The following is a 17,591-nucleotide window of genomic DNA, read 5'->3' on the forward strand; positions in this document are numbered from 1 at the left end:
CGGTCAGCTTCGGAGCTTGGGGATCAACAGGATTTGTCCGGGCGTCAGGCGCAGCGGGTCATCCAGGGCGTTCGCCCTGGCGATCGGTCGCCAGCGCCGCGGATCCATGTACACGGTCGAGGCGATGAGCGACAGCGTGTCGCCCGGCTGTACGGTGTATTTCTTGGCGACGTCCGCCGAATGCAGTTCCCTCTGGCGAACCTCCCGGGCGGTAAAGCGACAGCTCACCGTGGCGCGCACGGGCGTACCGTCCGGAAGGAACAGGGTGACCGTGGTGTCCGCCCCCGTGAGAACGCCGCAGAACAGGACGTTCCTTCCCCAGCGCAAGATGCACGTCGGGGGCTCGTGCCTCTCCCTGTCGACGGCCGTCAGTCGATCGATCGCCCGCGTCCTGTCGAGAACGTTGGACGGCGCATTGCGCATCACGCTGGCGAAGGGCTTCAGCGATCGGGCCCATGACATCGACCCGGTATCCGGGGCATCGTAGGTATCGAAGAACAGGTCGAGCGCCAGGGTGGGCGACTGGCGACCTTTGAACTTCAGCGCCCTGAGTCCGTCGGCCCTGGCAGCGTCGACGGTCTCCCAGTCGGCGCCGCGCCGGAAGACGAGCCTGCCGGGGTTGAACAGCGCCTCCAGACTCTCGCGCCTGCCGTCGGATTCGTAGTCGATGGTGAGCTTCTCCAGCGTCACGACCACCCTCCCCGGCGTTCGGCGTCGATGGCGAGCCGCTTCGTGATCCTTCTCTCGACCTGCCGGGACAGCTGATCGATGTCGATCAGCGCCCGCAGCGCATGACGCGAAGGCTCATCTTCACGCTGCGTGCCGGTACTCGTGGACGGTGCCGGAGCATGCGGCGAATCCGGCGCGGGCAAGCCGGCCGGATCGTTCGAATGGCCTCCAATGCCTTCTGCTCCCGGCCGCGACGCATCGGGCGACCCGGCCGGACCCGACGGTAGCAAACTCGCCTGCCCGGCATAGGGCAGCACCGTTTGCGGTGTTGCTCCCGCACCGAAAGACGCACCTTGCCGTGGGGCAGCATCGGTGAGCGGGCCATCGTGGCCAGGAGGAATCGCCGGCTGCCGGACGCCTTCGGAATACGCCGGAGTGTGCCGGATTGGCGCACGCACCCTGTCAGGCGGTGGCCTCGACGCGACCACGCCGTCACCGGCGTGCTCATTCGACCGTGCAGGCGACACAACCCTGCCCGGTGCTTCCATCAGCCGCGCCGCATCGGCCGTCGTGATCGCCGCGAAACCGACCGTCTTCGATTCGTCCAGAGGCGACAATCGCGCCGGCCCGTGAGTGGACGCCTCTCTTCCGCTGGCCGCGACCGCGTGGGGTAGCCTGTGCGGTTGCCGGGTTACGGCGGGCGACTCGGTTACTTCTGCCGGGACCGGCAATGCGTCGGGCCCGGATCCGCTTCCCGACCGAAGCGCCGCTTCGGCCGCGACAGGCCCCGATTTCGTTTCGGCCGGCAACACGCCGCCCTCCGCCGGGAGCGCAGCGATGGACGCGGGCCGCTGCCCTCGCACTTCCGGCATGGCGTCGGCGGCCTCTTCGCGAACTGTCGGGGAGGAACGACCGGTCATCGTCCGACTCGTGGGTGGCCGGTCCATGTCGACGGCCGAAGTGGAATGGACCGAGGTGCGTTGGGGCGCCGTGCGCCGCCTGCCGGGCGGCATCCTCAGCGTGACCGCGCCGTCATCTCCCGGCGTGTCCGCCGGCTGCAGTCGACGTGCAGGCGCTGCCGATTCGCGGGAGACCGACGACGCGGCCGTTGGACGACCGCCGTGCGCATCGTGGTCCTCCCCCTGTCCCGGAGCCGGAACCGTCCCGTTCCTCGAACGCGCCATCCCGGCCAGGTCCGCGGTGGAAGTCACGGCGGGGAGTTGCGGCGGCGCTTTGGCGGATGCCGGTGACGTTCCGGGCTCGATTCCCGAACGGCGCGCCGCTCCGATCACGGTCGCCACGGGCGGCGGCGCGCCGTTCCGGCCAGGTGATGCGCTCGACGCGTCCGGATCCGGCGACTGGAAAGGCTGCTGCCAGCTTACGTGCACGATGGGCATATCGTTGACCCACCGCTCGGTGGGCGATACGCGGTCGATCAGCGATTGCGCCAGCATGCGCGCACGCGCCGTGAAGTACTCGATGGATCGCCATATCCTGTCGCCCAGCGCGGGCGGGATGACCGTCGGCCGGCGCGCGAGGCGCGCCACCAGGCTGCGATCCAGATGCGACACCCAGCAGGGCCGCCCGGCCCCGTCCCGAAGCTCCATGGCTGGCGCTTCCTCGCTCATTGCGACTCGACCACCGTATTGATCCCCTCACCCAGCGCGTGGGCGGCACTCGCGCCCCGGCTGAGCAACGGCTTGACGATGCCGCGGTGGACCAACTCCACGCTCTCGACGGCCACCTGGGTCGATCGCGACGCATCGAAGTCCGGGCCGACCCACTTGACCGGCAACGCGGCCTTGACGTTCCACCACATCACCGGAACGCGCCTGCGGTCCAGCAACATCACCGTGACGTCGCGGCGTTCGAACTCGCCGCGGCATACGCGGGCGTACCAACTGTACATGGTGTCCAGCTCGGTCACCCCACGCGCCAGCACCAGCCGCGGGTAACTCACCTGCCCGGGAAACTGATGGCGGTACCCGTTGACGCCACCCTCGTCATGTTCCGTCAACTTCACATCGCTCTGCAGGCCGCGTACCGTGCTGAAGCTGCCGACAAGCAGGCCGTCGACCTCCACGAAGAAGTTGTTCCCGAGATGCGGATCGAGCCGCACGCCGAGTTGCTCCTTGGCGACCGCCAGCGCTGCATTCAACCCTATCGGCATGACATGACCCTCGCTGCTTTTCCCTCGGTCGATCTCCACCACGACGGCAACCCGACTTCAGTTGCACGCACGGTTGAGTTCTCCGTTGACGGCCGCCACTTGCATGACCCAGCGCCGCCGCTCCAGATGGTCCAGGCGCATGACCTCGTCGTACGACCAATGTAGATAACGGGACAGATACGCTACCTCCTCGAACAGACGGTCCGAGGGGTAGCTCATGCTTCCCCCGGAGGCTGCACCTCCACCTCGAACTGCTCGTGGCAATGCGGACAACTCACCGGCAGGCGTGCGTGACCCTGCTCGTTGATCCGCCGGTACAGGTCCTGCAGATAGACGAAGTCCTGCGACGGCAAACCTTCCATGACCCGGGTATTGATGTGCCTCAGCCCCCCCAGCTTGTTGATGACGCGGGACAGCAGGATGATGACGAGGTAGCCTGGGTTGTTCCGGACGCGGGCGTCGTTGAGCGGTGCGATCTCGTCGTAGGCGGTCGCAAGCCGCATGTTCCCTTCGCGGTGCACCACACCTTCATCGTCGGTGTAACCGCTGGGCAGAACGAAGGGAAACTCTATCGTCGTTACCACGTCTGGACCTCGACACCCTCGTGGGTCAGCTCCAGCGCCTCGATGGCGACGGCGTCGGAAGTCGCGTCAAAGCTGGGGCCGTTCCATCGCGCGGGCCAGGCGTTCTGCAGGTTCCAGCGGATCTGTTCCTCGCCCTTGTCGTCCATCAGGACGATCGACAGGTCGCGGCGCTGCAGATCTCCGGAAGCGACGCTCTGGCGCCAGTCCCAGAGCGAGTGATCGCTGGTGATCCCGCGGCGCAGAGTGACGTTCGAAACCGATAGAAGGCCCGACAGTTTGCGTTGGCCGAGCGTCGGATCGGTGCCCTCGCGATAGGTCACGACCCCCGTCGAGCTGTCCAGCCCGCCGCACTCCTTGAACGCGGTGCTGGTAATGCCGTCGATCTCGACCTTGAAGTTGTATCCCCGGAACGGGTCTGTCTGGGCCATGGCTGCTTATCCTCCAACGTGTTGAAAAATGGCGAGATCGTTCTCGCCTACCCGAATATCGATGGTGATGAACTCCGCCGGGGCGACCACCGCGATCCCGGCCTCGGCGACAACCTGTCCCTGTACCCGCGCCTGCGATGTATTGGTATCCGCATCGCAGCGCACGAAGTAGGCTTCCTCGGGCGTGTTCCCTGCGAGCGCACCGCTGCGGTACAGATCGTCGAGCTGGGCGCTGACGATACGATTGATCCTCATCCACAAAAGCGGTGTGTTGGGCTCGAAGACGATGGGGGTGAGGACCTGCTCCAGGCGACGTGCCACCGCCTGCAACGTCCGGCGCGCGGTCAGGTAGTCAAAGGCCGAGCCGTCGCAAAGCGTTCTCGCACCCCAGACGCGGATCCCGCGCTTGCGAAAGCTGCGCACGGCATTGAAACCCGCGGTGCTCGCAGCCGCCGGTGGTTCATCGCCGTCGAGTGCCATCGCCCCCACCACCACTTCATTCGCGGGTGCCGACCAGACACCCTTGTCGCGGTCGGTGCGGCTGTAGATCCCGGCGACGTGACCGGAGGATGGCACCGAAACCAGGCTGGCCCCGCCGCGACCGGACGAGCTTCCCGTATCCCCGGAAGAGACGCGCGCATCGGCGACCCGCAGCCACGGGTAGTATCCGGCGCCGAACGATGGCACCTCGGACGATTGTCCGCGCAGGGCGTCGTCCAGCGCACGGCGATAGGTGGCGAGATCGCTGGCAGCCTGGGGCGCGTCGAGGATGACGAAACGCCATCCGTCACGCGCGCACCAGGCCAGTATCCGGGCATGCGCCCGGGCGAGTTGTTCCGCCGGCAACGTCGCCAGGTCCGGCGCGCACACGAGATCGAAGTCGCCAACGCGCTCCAACTCGGACAGGTTGAGCTCGGCCGGGTTCGACGACAGCTGACCGCCCGCCGGAACCAGGTAGCAGCGGCGTCCTCCGTTGGCGAAGAAACCCCGGACCGCATAGGGAGCCTTGCCGGTCACCGTCTCGAGCTTGTCGACGGCGGCGCCCCAGCTGTCCAGGCAAATCACGCGGTCGATTCCCCGAACGCCCAGGAAGGCGGGCGTTCCCGTCCGGGGAGGCTCGACCGCGGAGGAGTCGCGCTGCGGCGGCAGGTAGACGCCGGGGATCGCCTCCGCCGCTTCAGCGGGGACGACGCGCGGTCGAGAAAGGGCTCCGGCAGCAACGGACACGACGGCACCCTCAGCTGGTCGGCGTGGCCGAGCCGGTGGTCAGGCCCAGGTAGAACACGACGAACTCGGCCGGCTGGGAGATCGCCACCCCCACCTCGGTAACGACCTGGCCCGATGCACGCACGTCGGGAGGATTGGTGTCTTCGTCGCACTTGACGTAGAAGGCCTCCGCCGCCGTGCTGCCGAACAGGCCGCCGGACTGCCACAGCTTGGTCAGGAACGACGTTGCGTTGCGAACGATCTGCCCCCAGAGCGCCGGAGTGTTCGGCTCGAACACCGCCCATTGCATGCCGCTCTCGAGCGATTGGCGGATGTAATTGAAGGTACGGCGGGTGCTGACGTACTTGAACGGATCGGTGTCCTGCGCCTGTACGGTGCGCGCTCCCCAGATCAGGATGCCGCCATTGAGCCTTCGAATGCAGTTGATGGCGAGTGGGTCGTTCAGCTGCTTTTGCTGGTTGCTGCTGATGTAGGTCTGGAGGTCCAACGCACCGTAGACGGACTCGTTCGCCGGGGCCTTGAACACGCCACGCTGGGCGTCCACCCGGGCATAGACGCCAGCGACGTGGCCGCTTGGAGGTGCAGCGACCTCCTTGCCACTGATCGCATCCGCGACCCTGACCCAGGGATAATAGATCGCCGCGTAGTCTGACTTCTGGGGCAGGTCGCGGGATTTTGGCGGGGTGGCGGCCCAGTCCGCGTCATTGGGCGCGTCCAGGACAGCGAAACGGTTCGGCTCGAAGGTTTCGCAGTGAGAGATCAAATCCTCCCACTGTGAAGGGTCCGTCATACCCGGCGCGGCAACGATCGAAATATCGTCATGCGGCTCCAGTGCGGCCAGGGCTTTACGGATATCGGTTTTACAGATGGTGTCAGTGATAATGGCGTCCCTGTGTGTTTGCTCCTGGGCTTGCAGCCAGACTTTCAGCAAACTCTTCAAGTCGTCGGTCAGATTGGCGGCGATGTCCTTCCAGTGTTCCTTTAGCCAGCTCTCCAGAGCCTTCTGGAGGGGAGACAAAGAAGACGGGCTGTTGACAATCGGCAGTTTCGATTGCAACTCATCCTTCAGCTTTTTCTTCTCTGCGGAAGCCAGTTCACGGCCGTGATTTTTAAGCAGATCTGTCACGGCCGCGAGGATCTTCTCGGCCAGATACTGCTTGGCTTTTTGTTGGGCTTTTTCCTTTCCGGATTCGTCTCCCTGAGAGGGTGACGCTGCTCGCGTTACGTAGCAGCGCGCGCCGCCGTTGTTGAAGAAGCCGTAGACGCTGTTCGCCAGCAGGTCGAGCCCCACATCGTGGGCGGGCAACTTGTTGTCGTGATCCTTGAACAGGTCGACGAACTGTCGATAGCTGCTCACCGCGTGGACTGTCCTGGGGACGGGTCCGCTTTGGGTCGCACCGACAAATGCGGCAACGCTGGTACTCGCCCCCTGAATCGGACCAGGAGCGGGAGTCACCTCTTCTACGTACACACCGGGAGCTTGATAGGTAGTCATGTCACGTCCTTTATCAGCTGGAACCGTGATCAAGCGGCGCTTGGCCACAACACGGTGAATCGATACCGGAAACGGGGTTCAACCAACTCATTGACGCTGTATGGTCTTCGTAACGCCACGGCGGCGCCATTCGAAGCGGCGCGGCTGGATCACGACGAGTCCTCCGCGACGGGCGAATCGTCGACCTCCGCCCGGAACGTTTGCATGTCCAACACGGCCGATTGCACGGGCGGCCCCAGATCCTTCGTCTCGCCCGGCGTGACGCCGATGGTCACCTTGTATTCCAGCGCGGCGCGCGGCTTGCCACCGAGCGCGAGCCAGAAGTCCCCGCGCGGCTCGGCCGGGCTCTGGATCGTCGCCGTCGGCAGCGACATGGACTGCATCTTCATCACGCCCTTTCGCAGGTCGTCCGGCACGTAACGCTGTTGCAGCAGGAGCTTCAGCGCCCAGCCGAGCAGGCGATGTTCGGTCTTCTCGGGAGCCTGGTCTCCGGCCGCGGCCCAGGCGGTCACCAGATAGCTGCAATCCACGCGCACCGGCGCCAGGCCTCCGGTGTAGGTGCCGTCCTGCAGCTCCGCCGTCGGCACGCGATTGCGCAACTCCTGGTTCTCGGTGATCCTGTACAGGAACAGGTTCAAGGTGGGAATCGTCGCCGCGAAGTCGGTGTCCGGCCTGGCAAAGCTGATCGCGATCTGGTCCTCCAGCCGCGGTGGTATGCCGGCCCTGATCACCGCCTCGACCGTCTCGTCCAGGCTATCGAGCATCGCTCGCCTCCGAGGGCAGCGAACCCTTGCAGCGACTCCACTCATCTGTCTCCACGGCGACGGGAGCGCGTGCGACAGGCTTGGTGTTCTTCACGACGAGCCGTCCCTATGTATGAAGTACGAGTCCCGGCGACGATGCGGACGTCGGTCCTCTCGTCCACCACCACGATCGCTACCGGCAATGCCCGGGAACCGATCTCGAGGCTAGAAGGCGCCTCGGTTGCAGGACAGGAACAGAACGGACACGCACATGCAGAAATCGGCCAACCACGCAGAACCGCGATTGCAGTCACATTTTTTCTGGCGACAACGACTCGTCGATGCACGATTGCCCGTCAATCGCAGAGGCAGCGCGACGCTTCGCGACTCGATCTAGTCTTCCGCTACCCCGAAGCGGGCGCGATAGATGCGGTACAGGTAGCCGGGGTTGTCCAGGCCGACCTTGGCCCCCGCCTCCGACAAGGCCCGGCAGGTCCCGTCGCTGATCAGCTTTCTGACCCGCAACAGCCGCTGCTCGCGCAGCCACGCCACCGGCGACTGCCCTGTCAACTCGATCACCCTGCGACGCAGTTGCCGTTCGGACAGGTAAGACTGTCGAGCCCAACTCCCGACGCTGAAATCGGGGTCGGAAAGCGCGTTCAGCGCCGGCGACAACAACGGCGACATCCCCGCTTCGGAAACAATCCTGTCATCACTTCTGAAATAAAGGCTGGCATCAGGCCACGCACGGGAGATCGCGTTGAGAAGCGCCTCGAAACTGAACGGCTTGACCAGATACGCCTCTGCTCCAGCATTCAGCCCCTCTTCGCTGCGGGCCGACTCCGCCCGCGCCGACATCAGCAACACTGGCAAGTCGGCAAGGCGCTGGTCGGCCTTGATGTCCCTGCACAGGGCAATCCCGCTCATGCCGGGCAGCACGACATCGGCGACCACCATCCCGAACGCTTCCTGCGCCAGCCATCCAAGCGCCTGTTCGGCATCGGCCACCACCTGCACCGGACAATATTCCCCCAGGCGATGCCCGAGATAATTGGCAAGCTCGGAATGATCCTCGACGATCAACACCTTTCTTGCCCTGGCCGATCCGCCATTGGCTGCCCGCATCGGAACCGCCACCTGCGTCGGCCCCGGATCCAACTCATCCAGGGAGACGTGGGCGCTGCCCAGCGGCAGGGTAATCCAGAAGCTCGCACCTTCCCCCGGTCTGCTGGATGCGCCGATTTCGCCACCATGCAGCTCGACCAGTTCCCTCGCCGTGGCCAGGCCGATTCCGAGGCCGTCGCGGCCGGCGCGCGGGCTGGCCTCGCCCTTGAAGAAACGTCGAAACAGGTTCTTGGCAAGCGCCGGAGAAAATCCGGGGCCCGAGTCGCTGACGACGATCCGGACCATTTCGGCCGCCGCGTCGACGCTCAGGCGCGCATCGACGACACTGCCGGGGGGCGCGTATTGGCTGGCGTTGTCTAGCAGATTGTCGAGCACCGTCGTGAGGCGATCGCGGTCGGCGAATATCGGCAGAAAGACTGCATCGTCGTGAATCTCGTAGCGGAGAGCCGATTTCTCATTCAACACCCTGAATCCGTCGACGATCTCCTTCAGCAACTGGCAGACATCGAAGGAAGTGATGCTCAGTTTGAGCTGGCCGGCTTCGGCTTGCGCCAGGCACAACATCTGCTGCACCAACAGCGTCAGCCGATCCATCTGCGAAATGGACAGAGCCAGCCGTCGATGATCGGCCTGGGGCAGATTGAGCGCTTTCCGCCCGATCTCCTTGAGGGGCATGCTGGCCAGCATCAGCGGCGTGCGCAACTCGTGGCTGACGTCGGCGAACAGGCGCGCACGGAAGTTGTTGATCTTCTCCAGCCGCGAAGCCTGATCCGCCAGGCGAAGGTTCTTCTCCTCGATGACACGGTGACTTTCGGACAGCTTCATCAGCGCGTCCTCGACCTGGCGTTTTCCAATACGCAACTCCCTGGTCCTGGCCTCGACTTGCCGGCCGAGGTCCTCGGCACGCCTGCGAGCGCCACGGACGCGTTGTTGAGCCATCAGAAAGATCAGCCCGACCAGGCAAGCTGCAATCGACAGCCTGAAATATGCTGTCTCGTACCATCGCGCGGGGACGGTGAACGCCAAAGTCGCCGGGGCAGTCGACCAGGCCCCATCGCCGTTGGCGGCGATCAGCTCGAAAAGATAGTCTCCCGGCGGCATCGAAGCCAGGGATACGGCCCGCTGGCCGCCGACGTCCACCCAACGCCCGTCATCAGGAAAAATGCGATATCGGAATCGAACGGCTCTCCCGTCGTGGAGGTCCGATGCGCTGTAATGAATACTCACCGAACGGGTCCCGACCGGCAAGGAAACCGTACCCGCGGCGAACGTGGTTCCGCCGGCCTCGAGGCCATCGATCACGGGCACGGGCGCCTTCCTTGTCCAGGAGAATCTGTCCGGATCGATCCGGATGACACCACGCTGATACGGAAACCACATCCGCCCCTGCACATCGAATGCAGCGGCAGGCTGCAGTCCGCCATTCCCTTCCAGCTCCGTCACCCCGTCGGAAAGTCCCAATATCAACGGTGTAATCGTTGGGGCCGAACCGGAGATCCAGTCCTGCAGATTCTCCTTCGCAACCCTGAAAACTCCTTGATTACTATTGACCCATAGATTTCCATCGTCATCCTCGAGCACGGAATGTGGACTGTCCGACGGCAGGCCTTCCGCGCGCCCCAATCTCGCGACTGTCATGTCGGCGGATGCCGAGGTGTTGATACGAACCAGTCCGTACCCTTCCGTGCTCGCCCAGATTGCACCACCGCGATCCTGCAGCAAACCACGCACCGCCACGCCCTCGATGACATCGGCGGCGACCGCTTCGACAACGCCGTTCCGCCGTCGCCACAAACCGCTCACCGCTCCAAACCAGACACCTCCATCGACATCGTGCAATATGGCGTGGACTCCGACATCTTCATTTTCCGGCCAAACCCTGCGCCAGGACGCGCCTTCACGACGCCAGACTCCTTTTGTCGTGCCTAGCCAGAACCGCCCCGCACGGTCGAAGCTCAGCGCCAATATCCGCGCGCGCGACAAGGGCCCGGGCAAGCGAACCTTTTCAAACCGGTTTCCTCCCTCCTCCTTTCGGAACAGTCCCGGGCTATACGTCCCGACATATATCGCATCGTCCGGCGCCACCGTTACCGCCCAAGGATTCAGCCCCGGAAGTCCACTCTCAAGCCCGTAACGCCTGATATCTCCGCCGGCACCAACCGCCTGCACCGGACCGTTGAGACTGCCGAGCCACATCGTCCCCTTCGTGTCACGTGCCACGGTATACACGTTGTCGGCAAACAATCCATCCGCAACGCCAAACGTCTCCACTCGCGGGCGCGATAACGCATAAACACCATCTCGTAAGGTACTGACCCATGCGGTCCCTGCAGCATCGAAGCTGACGTCATTGACCATCCCATCGCTATCCAGGACAAGGACCCCCTCCCTGAAAAGACGTCCCCCGAGACACTCCCAAAGCGCGCCGTCCGGCGCACGCCAGCTCTGCGATGGCACCGGGTCGCGTTCGTCGTTCAATCCCCTGAACAGACGAAGCACCTGATGATCAACATGATAAATCCCCCTATCTGTTCCAACCCACAGGGTTCCATCGCGATCCTGACGAAGTTGGACGACATGGATCGGCTCCTCCGCATTGCTCATGACCCAACGCGACTCTCCGTCACGCTCAATTTGTAAAAGGCCTCCTTTCCAGGTGACAGTCAGACGTCCATCACGCCCCACTTTCGCCTTGGGCAGCAAGACGGGCGTCGTATAGGCATGCGCATCGTCGAACAGCAAGCGGCGTTCCCGCCCCGTCTGTAACACGATCCCCTTGTCCGGAATGAGCAGCCAGAATTGGTCTTCGGCGACTGGAAAGGCCGCCGCCGCCTCGAGACCGGTTTCAAAAGGCAGGCGCAGGCTGAAATCTCCGTTCTCCTCTTCACAGAACAGGCCCTGCGCGGTGGTGACGCAGAACGGCTCCTCGTAGACAGCACGGACGATTGAAGCCGGTGCACCTGTTCCCAGCCCGATACGTCGCACTCCACCGACGTCCAGGTGCAACAGGTCTCCGTCGGCTGTCAGTGCATACGAGCGCCCTGTCTTCCCCCGGTAGATGTCGACGATCCTGTTGTTTCGTATCGCCGGGGAATTGAAGGTGTTGTAGACCTTGAACGCCTTGCCATCGAAACGCACCAGACCATCGTGCGTTGCGAGCCATAAAAATCCGTTGCTGTCTACATGGCCGCTTGTGGCACTGCTCACTGGCAGTCCGTCCGCCGACTGATAGTGGCGGACCACAAGCTGCTCAGTGGCGTGCGCAGCGTGAGACGGAGTCACTGCAAGTGCGACCAGCACACCTGTCCGCGCCACTGCCTTCATGGCGAGATCGTAAATCCGAACCAATTTCATTCCCCAACACAGAGTGCATCCGTTGTTCACGCGACTCGCCGCCTCGAAATACCGGAGACGGTTCCTCTCACTCCTGAGCACAGACGAATCATCCAACCACCGCGGAGCATCCCCGCCAGTGCGTTGCCACGAACTCCCTATACCGGCACCCATCGACGGTTCGTTACTCGCTTCAAATAGCACGTTCTCGTGGCAGACCGATGCGTGCCGTGATCTGCATCGTCGCGGCGGGCGAGCGACTCACCGTCCCGCGACATCGGGCATGCGCTGCCCATCCCGGCACATCGAACACGAAAAGCCCCACATCGCCCCAAGATGTTTTCCCATCTTGTCGGCTTGTCCCGCGGCTCCGCCTCTTCTCCAATCCGCATTTGGCCGATCCGATTGCACTGTATCCCACCCTGTCGGGCGCAGTCCGGGCACGGTTCGCGATTCTCGTGTTCCTGTGACTTGAATGCTTGTGCATCGGTCGTGCAACCCGGGCGTCTGTCGGCGGCACATGCCGGTCCATCACCTTGCGGGCATGAGGCTGGCCTACTCGATTCAGGGCTGTACCCGATGTCGGAAGCAGCGCTGGGATAGGCGAACACCGTGACCTCGAGCTGACGCGCGGTGAGGCCGTACCGTATCGCCAGGGCGAACGGATTGATCACCTCGTCGGCGTGCGGTCCCACCAGATGCGCGCCGCATCGAGGCCGCACTTCTCGAAGCGAGCAACCTCGCCGATCCACGTCATCTACCGGCCCAGCGGGGACACCGCGATGGTCGGGCTGCAGCCCGACATTCCGCTGCCGCACGATCCGCTGGCACCGGAACGGATGATCGAAGCGGCCCTTCGATTAATCGCTGTGAACGAGTAGAGGTATCGGATTCTCCACCTGCTGATCGGCCGGGGTCCATCCGCGGCAGGCGCCGATCGGGAACTCAGCGCTTTGCCCGCGCCGCCGTCCTTCTGGCCGGCGCCCTGGACGCCACACGCGGCCCGATGCGCTCGCCCTTCGTCACCGGCCCGCCTTTCCTGCCGGCCTGCCCGCCCTTCCGCACCAGCGCGAACCGGTAGCCCATCGCGCCGGCGGCTTTCATCACGTGCCGAAGCTGGGGCTCCCATCGCTCGAGAGCGCCTTGTACAGGCCCTCGTGGGTAAGGCCGCTGTCGCGCGCAAGCCGGCTCATGTTGCGGGCACGCGCAACCGTGCCCAGCGCGTGCAGCAGGAACGCCGGATCATCGGGCGCCTCGTCGAAACACGCATCCAGATACGCCGTGATGTCGGCATCGGTCTTCAGGTATTCGGCCAGCCCCGCCGATATGGCTTCACCGATGGCGCAGATGACACTGGCCGTCGCGACGTTGAATTCGCGTTGCATGGAATAGTCCCGCTCTGTCTGTCATCCCGTCACCCGCTGACGCCGAGGGTATCGATCGTGCACGCTACAACGAAAGCGCCGCCGCAACGCCGCCCGACGTTCGCCGCAAAGGTGCTGGCATTCGGCGTACTGCTCGCTGTGGGCGTGGGCGCCTACCTGTTCTGGAGCGCGGTCGAACCGCTTCTCGAGCGCGACCGGCAAGGCGACTCGCTGCGGATCACCGGCGCCGATGGCGACGACCTCCTGTTCACCCTGGTGCTGGCCGAGCGCCTGCCGCCATGGCGCAATCGATTGATGGAGGAGCGGCGGCAGCACGGGCTGGACCTCGTCGTCCACGACGCCGCCGGCGCGCGGCCGATCTGGTCGCACACGCTCGTCGGGCGCGCCGACGGCTTTACGCTGCGCAACGAGAGCCGCCTGCTGGGCTACGACGGCCGCCGCCTGTGGCTGTTCACCACGCGGCTGGCGGTGGTGGACCTGGCATCGCGCGAGGCGCCGGACGCGGTCGCCGCCCTGGAAGACGCCAACCCGGCGCTGGCCGGGCTGCTGCCTACGGAACCGAAGTATGTGCACTTCGACGATGCGCAGGGCCGGCTCGGCTTCGTCGCCGCCGACGGCCGCGAGTACCGGGTCGATCCCGACACCCTGCACGCCGAGCCCTACGCGCCGCCGCCTGCGCCGCAGGCGATCGGCGCCAGCGAATTGCTCAGGTGGAAGCCGCCGGCACCGATAACCATTGGCCGACCCGGCCTTGGCCGACCCGGTGACTTCTGGTATCGCGGCCTGGCGCTGGACGAGCGCCGCTGGCTGGGCCTGTTCACCGAACACGAAGCGCGCAGGGAGACGCCGGGCACATGGTGGAGCCCGCTGAAACAGGTTCATGGCGAAACCGAGCGGCGCCGCTTCTTCCTGGTCAGCCTGCACGAGCACCGCAACGGCGATGACGATGACGACTACAAGCTCGCCGCCATCGAGCCGCTGCCCGGGCAGGCCCGCGACTGGCTGCAGGGCGGCCTGCTGCGCGAGGCCGTCGCGGCACGGGTGCTGCGCCTGCACGACCCCGACGGCATGCTGATCCTGCATCGCGAGCGCATCGGCCACGAAGGCACGCTGCATCTCACCCGCGCCGGGTTCGACGGCGTCCCGCTGTGGACGGCAGACACCGGTCTGGTCCGCATCACCCAGATCTTCCCCGACGTCGAGCGCGTGCTGTTCACCGGCGCGCCACCGGAGCCGCCGGGCCGCCAGCTCGCCCCGGAACAGCTCGTCACGGTGGCCACCGCCGATGGCGCGGTCACGCGGGACGCGACGCTGACCACCGACTGAGGCCTCCCGGAAAAGGTTCCGATGGCGCTGCGCCCTCGACTATGTGCCAGCGCTTTCAACATCGAGCGCTTATTATGGAGTACCTGCTCGCCTGGCGCCTTGGCAAAGAACCTGCTGCGGCGGAAAGAAGGTGGCTATGCGCGAGAGCAGGCCAGCGCCGCATAGCCCTAACCAGGTTCGGACGCCATCCGCTCCACCAGGCGCAGTATCGTGGAACGGTCCTCTTCTGCGCGGGTGACGATCCAGTGACTGGCCGGGTTGTGGATGACATGGTCGCCCAATGGCAACAACCTCCCGGACGCGAGCGCGGACTGTGCCAGCGGCACACGCAGGAGGGCGACGCCCAGACCGGCCTCGGCTGCAGCCAGCACCAGGTCGTAGTCCTCGAAGCGCCGGTCGCGCGCGTGCGGACGATAGCGCTGGCCACAACTCGTCAACCATGCACGCCACTGCGTCGTGTCGGAGTCGTGTAGCAAGGGCTCGTTGGCGATTCGCTCGGTGGACACCTGCCGGCCGAGGCGTTTGGCAAGGTCGGGAGCGGCGACCGGGAAGAGGGTCTCGCGCATCAACAGATGGGTGCGCAGCCCGGGCCAGGCGCCCGCGCCGTAGCGGATCGCCAGGTCGACCTCGCGACCCTCCAGGCTGGCCAGGCGATGTTCGACCGACAGTTCGATACGCAGCTCGGGCGGCGTGCCCTGCAGTGCGCGCAGCCGCGGCAGCAGCCACAGCTTGGCGATCGAAGGCACCACGCTGATGCGCACCGTTTCCAGCTCGCGTCGTGGTCGCCAGTGCTCGGCCGACTGGCTGATCGTCGCCAATGCCTGCTCGACTTCCCGCGCGAAACGTTGACCGGCCGGCGTCGCCCGCACCCCGCGTGCGTGGCGTTCGAACAGCGGCGTGCCCAACCAACGCTCTATCCACTGTATGCGGCGGCTGACCGCACCATGGGTCAGGCCCAGTGCGTCGGCGGCGGCGGTGAAGGAACCGGTGCGGATCGCGGCCAGCACCGCGGTCAGGCCTTCGAGCGGCGGGAGGGTCGTCATGCTGTGAGTCTATCGCACAGCTGCCCAGCGAACGGTGCTCTGGCTGGACGGCTTCATCCTGCGCAGGATAGATGTCCGCACCCCCTCGGACCCCGTTTCCATGCGTCTATCCGCGACCGCCCCGGCGCTGTGCGCACTCGCCCTGGTCTGCCTGCCCGCCATGGCGCAGCGCGCCAACGAGAACCCGGTCACCGCCGCCGAGGACGCCTTCGGCAGCAGCATCGGCGGGCAGGACATCGGCCTGTACAGCGCCACCGACGTGCGCGGTTTCAGCCCGATCGACGCCGGCAACGTGCGCCTGGAGGGCCTCACGATCGACCGCCAGGCCGAGTTCACCAGCCGCCTGGTCGCGGGCAACAGCGTCCGCGTCGGCTTGAGCGCGCAGAGCTACCCCTTCCCTGCTCCGACGGGCATCGTCGACTACCGGCTGCGCAAGCCCGGCGAAGCGCGCGTGCTGAGCCTGGTGACGAAAGCCGACTCGTACGGCGCGTCCCTGGTCGAAGCCGACGCATTGTTGCCGCTTGGCGAGCGTATCGGCATGGCCGCGGGCATCGGACTCTATCGCAATGCCTATTTCGATGGCGGCGATGCGGACGTGGCGTCGGTGGCGCTTGCACCGCGTTGGCGGCCCAGCGAGCGCATCGAGATCCTGCCGTTCTGGAGTCGTATCGAGATCCGCGACGAAACCGCCTCCCCGGTCATCGTTCCGGCGGGCGCGGGCTTGCCCCCGGATATCGAACGCCGGCGTTTCTTCGGGCAGCCGTGGGCAGCCGACGACATCACCCGGAGCAATGCCGGCGTCATCGGTACCGCCGCGGGCGAGCATTGGACGCTGCTTGCGGGCGCCTTTCGCTCGATCGCGGCGCCCCGGCGCAGTTTCTCGAGCCTGCTGCTGGAAGCGACTCCCCAGGGCGATGCGCAGCTGGTCGTCATCGCCAATCCCGCGCAACGCTTTGCATCCGACTCCGGTGAACTGCGGCTGTCGCGAATCAAGGCCAGCGGCCCGCGCCGACATCGGCTGCACCTGTCGCTGCGTGCCCGCGACCAGACGCGACGTTACGGCGGTGCCGACCAGCTCGAGTTCGGTACGGTCCGCATTGGCGTCCCGGCTTTCGTTCCGGCACCGCAATTGACATTCGGGGAGCAGACGCACGAACGCATCCGTCAGCGGACCGCCGGCGCGGCCTACGAGTTGCTATGGCGCAATCGGTTCGAAGTCGGATTCGGCGTGCAGAAGACGGATTACGAAAAGACCCGGCGAACGCCCCAGGGCACCGCGCCAGCCTCGCGCGATGCGCCGTGGCTGTACAACGCGAATGCGGCCTGGCATCTCTCGCCGCGGCTGGCGCTGTACGGCGGCCATACACGCGGGCTCGAAGAGAGCGCGGTTGCGCCCGAAACCGCCGTCAATCGCGACGAGGCGCCGCCTGCCATCCGCACCCGGCAATCCGACCTCGGCGCGCGCCTGCTGCTCGGCAGGGTGCGTCTCAACGTCGCCGCATTCGCGGTGGAGAAGCCCTACTACGGCATCGACGAAACACGGCTGTTCCGCGAGCTTGGGCGGGTCCGGCACCGCGGGTGGGAGTTCTCGCTCGCCGGGGAAGTCGCACCCGGACTCAACCTCGTGGCAGGCGCCGTGTTGCTGGATGCGCGCGTCCGTGGCGAGCAGGTCGTGTCCGATGCGATCGGCTCCCGGCCGATCGGCATCGCCGAACGTACGGCATTCGCGATCCTCGATTACCGCTTGCCGAATCGCCCCGCGCTCTCCTTCGATGCAGGCGTCGAGTACGCCGGCCGCGCAGCCGCGAACGCCGCCAACTCGCTGTCCGTCCCGGCGCAGACCGTGTTCAACGTCGGCACGCGCTATCGCTTCCGGACAGACCGGGTGCCTGTCGTGCTGCGCCTGGAGGCAACGAACGTGTTCGACCACTACGCCTGGGAGGTCGACAGCGGCGGAGGCCTCACCTACAACGCGCCGCGCCAATTGAGCGCCAAGCTCACGGTGGACCTATGACCAAGCGCCTCTATCATCGGACGTCTGCTTCAAGGCAATGGCTCCGGGT

At 65.4% G+C, this 17,591-nt stretch carries 16 protein-coding genes; 3 read left to right on the forward strand and 13 right to left on the reverse strand.

All coding sequences use genetic code 11. The features are described 5' to 3' along the window. Nucleotides 1-3: 3 nt before the first annotated feature. The 11 genes from AB5T46_RS10710 to AB5T46_RS10760 form a co-directional block, all read right to left on the reverse strand. Complete coding sequence (locus AB5T46_RS10710) at nt 4-690, reverse strand: CIS tube protein (RefSeq protein WP_370563919.1); 687 nt, start codon at nt 688-690, stop codon at nt 4-6. Beyond that, nucleotides 687-2,297 carry a hypothetical protein gene (locus tag AB5T46_RS10715; RefSeq protein ID WP_370563920.1) on the reverse strand — a complete coding sequence of 537 codons (1,611 nt, stop codon included), beginning with the start codon at nt 2,295-2,297 and terminating at the stop codon, nt 687-689. Before AB5T46_RS10715 ends, AB5T46_RS10710 begins: the two co-directional genes overlap by 4 nt. Next, nucleotides 2,294-2,839 carry a phage tail protein gene (locus AB5T46_RS10720; RefSeq protein ID WP_370563921.1) on the reverse strand — a complete coding sequence of 182 codons (546 nt, stop codon included), beginning with the start codon at nt 2,837-2,839 and terminating at the stop codon, nt 2,294-2,296. The genes AB5T46_RS10715 and AB5T46_RS10720 overlap by 4 nt, the downstream gene beginning before the upstream one ends. 57 nt (nt 2,840-2,896) lie before the next feature. Continuing rightward, nucleotides 2,897-3,058 carry a DUF6760 family protein gene (locus AB5T46_RS10725; protein WP_370563922.1) on the reverse strand — a complete coding sequence of 54 codons (162 nt, stop codon included), beginning with the start codon at nt 3,056-3,058 and terminating at the stop codon, nt 2,897-2,899. Further along, entirely contained in the window at nt 3,055-3,423 is a 369-nt protein-coding gene (locus AB5T46_RS10730) for a hypothetical protein (RefSeq protein WP_370563923.1), read from the reverse strand. The genes AB5T46_RS10725 and AB5T46_RS10730 overlap by 4 nt, the downstream gene beginning before the upstream one ends. Then, nucleotides 3,417-3,851: a phage tail protein gene (locus AB5T46_RS10735; RefSeq protein ID WP_370563924.1), complete on the reverse strand. Its 435-nt coding sequence runs from the start codon at nt 3,849-3,851 to the stop codon at nt 3,417-3,419. The genes AB5T46_RS10730 and AB5T46_RS10735 overlap by 7 nt, the downstream gene beginning before the upstream one ends. Before the next feature lie 6 nt (nt 3,852-3,857). Then, nucleotides 3,858-5,078: a phage tail sheath family protein gene (locus tag AB5T46_RS10740; protein WP_370563925.1), complete on the reverse strand. Its 1,221-nt coding sequence runs from the start codon at nt 5,076-5,078 to the stop codon at nt 3,858-3,860. Nucleotides 5,079-5,088: 10 nt separating this feature from the next. After that, nucleotides 5,089-6,435 (reverse strand): phage tail sheath family protein, encoded by a 1,347-nt coding sequence (locus tag AB5T46_RS10745; RefSeq protein WP_370563926.1) that lies wholly within the window; start codon nt 6,433-6,435, stop codon nt 5,089-5,091. A gap of 287 nt (nt 6,436-6,722) precedes the next feature. Next, nucleotides 6,723-7,337 carry a Pvc16 family protein gene (locus AB5T46_RS10750; RefSeq protein ID WP_370563927.1) on the reverse strand — a complete coding sequence of 205 codons (615 nt, stop codon included), beginning with the start codon at nt 7,335-7,337 and terminating at the stop codon, nt 6,723-6,725. Between the two features lie 372 nt (nt 7,338-7,709). Beyond that, nucleotides 7,710-11,825, reverse strand: a complete 4,116-nt coding sequence (locus AB5T46_RS10755) for an ATP-binding protein (protein WP_370563928.1) — start codon at nt 11,823-11,825, stop codon at nt 7,710-7,712. 107 nt (nt 11,826-11,932) lie between these two features. Beyond that, on the reverse strand, nt 11,933-12,526 hold the full coding sequence (locus AB5T46_RS10760) for a hypothetical protein (RefSeq protein WP_370563929.1): 594 nt from the start codon (nt 12,524-12,526) through the stop codon (nt 11,933-11,935). Here AB5T46_RS10760 and AB5T46_RS10765 point away from each other — a divergent pair. After that, nucleotides 12,473-12,655, forward strand: a complete 183-nt coding sequence (locus tag AB5T46_RS10765) for a hypothetical protein (RefSeq protein WP_370563974.1) — start codon at nt 12,473-12,475, stop codon at nt 12,653-12,655. The genes AB5T46_RS10760 and AB5T46_RS10765 overlap by 54 nt on opposite strands. Nucleotides 12,656-12,877: 222 nt before the next feature. On the opposite strand, the gene AB5T46_RS10770 is transcribed toward AB5T46_RS10765, so the two are convergent. Then, a complete protein-coding gene (locus tag AB5T46_RS10770) occupies nt 12,878-13,159 on the reverse strand; it encodes an addiction module antidote protein (protein ID WP_370563930.1) in 282 nt (93 codons plus the stop codon). A 57-nt stretch (nt 13,160-13,216) separates the two neighbouring features. Between AB5T46_RS10770 and AB5T46_RS10775 the strand changes: the two genes are divergently transcribed. Further along, on the forward strand, nt 13,217-14,485 hold the full coding sequence (locus AB5T46_RS10775) for a PA2928 family protein (RefSeq protein ID WP_370563931.1): 1,269 nt from the start codon (nt 13,217-13,219) through the stop codon (nt 14,483-14,485). Between the two features lie 167 nt (nt 14,486-14,652). Here the strand turns inward: AB5T46_RS10775 and AB5T46_RS10780 are convergent, their stop codons facing one another. Further along, on the reverse strand, nt 14,653-15,528 hold the full coding sequence (locus AB5T46_RS10780) for a LysR substrate-binding domain-containing protein (RefSeq protein WP_370563932.1): 876 nt from the start codon (nt 15,526-15,528) through the stop codon (nt 14,653-14,655). A gap of 34 nt (nt 15,529-15,562) precedes the next feature. Here AB5T46_RS10780 and AB5T46_RS10785 point away from each other — a divergent pair, with 34 nt between their 5' ends. Continuing rightward, on the forward strand, nt 15,563-17,542 hold the full coding sequence (locus AB5T46_RS10785) for a TonB-dependent receptor domain-containing protein (RefSeq protein ID WP_370563933.1): 1,980 nt from the start codon (nt 15,563-15,565) through the stop codon (nt 17,540-17,542). Nucleotides 17,543-17,591 lie beyond the last annotated feature (49 nt).

The organism is Luteimonas salinilitoris (assembly GCF_041300785.1).
GTDB lineage: Bacteria > Pseudomonadota > Gammaproteobacteria > Xanthomonadales > Xanthomonadaceae > Luteimonas > Luteimonas salinilitoris.

Coding starts and splice junctions, on each gene's coding strand:
- AB5T46_RS10780 (WP_370563932.1), bottom strand. CDS start 15,528: ATGACGACCCTCCCGCCGCTCGAAGGCCTGACCGCGGTGCTGGCCGCG.
- AB5T46_RS10765 (WP_370563974.1), top strand. CDS start 12,473: ATGCGCGCCGCATCGAGGCCGCACTTCTCGAAGCGAGCAACCTCGCCG.
- AB5T46_RS10770 (WP_370563930.1), bottom strand. CDS start 13,159: ATGCAACGCGAATTCAACGTCGCGACGGCCAGTGTCATCTGCGCCATC.
- AB5T46_RS10715 (WP_370563920.1), bottom strand. CDS start 2,297: ATGAGCGAGGAAGCGCCAGCCATGGAGCTTCGGGACGGGGCCGGGCGG.
- AB5T46_RS10725 (WP_370563922.1), bottom strand. CDS start 3,058: ATGAGCTACCCCTCGGACCGTCTGTTCGAGGAGGTAGCGTATCTGTCC.
- AB5T46_RS10750 (WP_370563927.1), bottom strand. CDS start 7,337: ATGCTCGATAGCCTGGACGAGACGGTCGAGGCGGTGATCAGGGCCGGC.
- AB5T46_RS10720 (WP_370563921.1), bottom strand. CDS start 2,839: ATGCCGATAGGGTTGAATGCAGCGCTGGCGGTCGCCAAGGAGCAACTC.
- AB5T46_RS10735 (WP_370563924.1), bottom strand. CDS start 3,851: ATGGCCCAGACAGACCCGTTCCGGGGATACAACTTCAAGGTCGAGATC.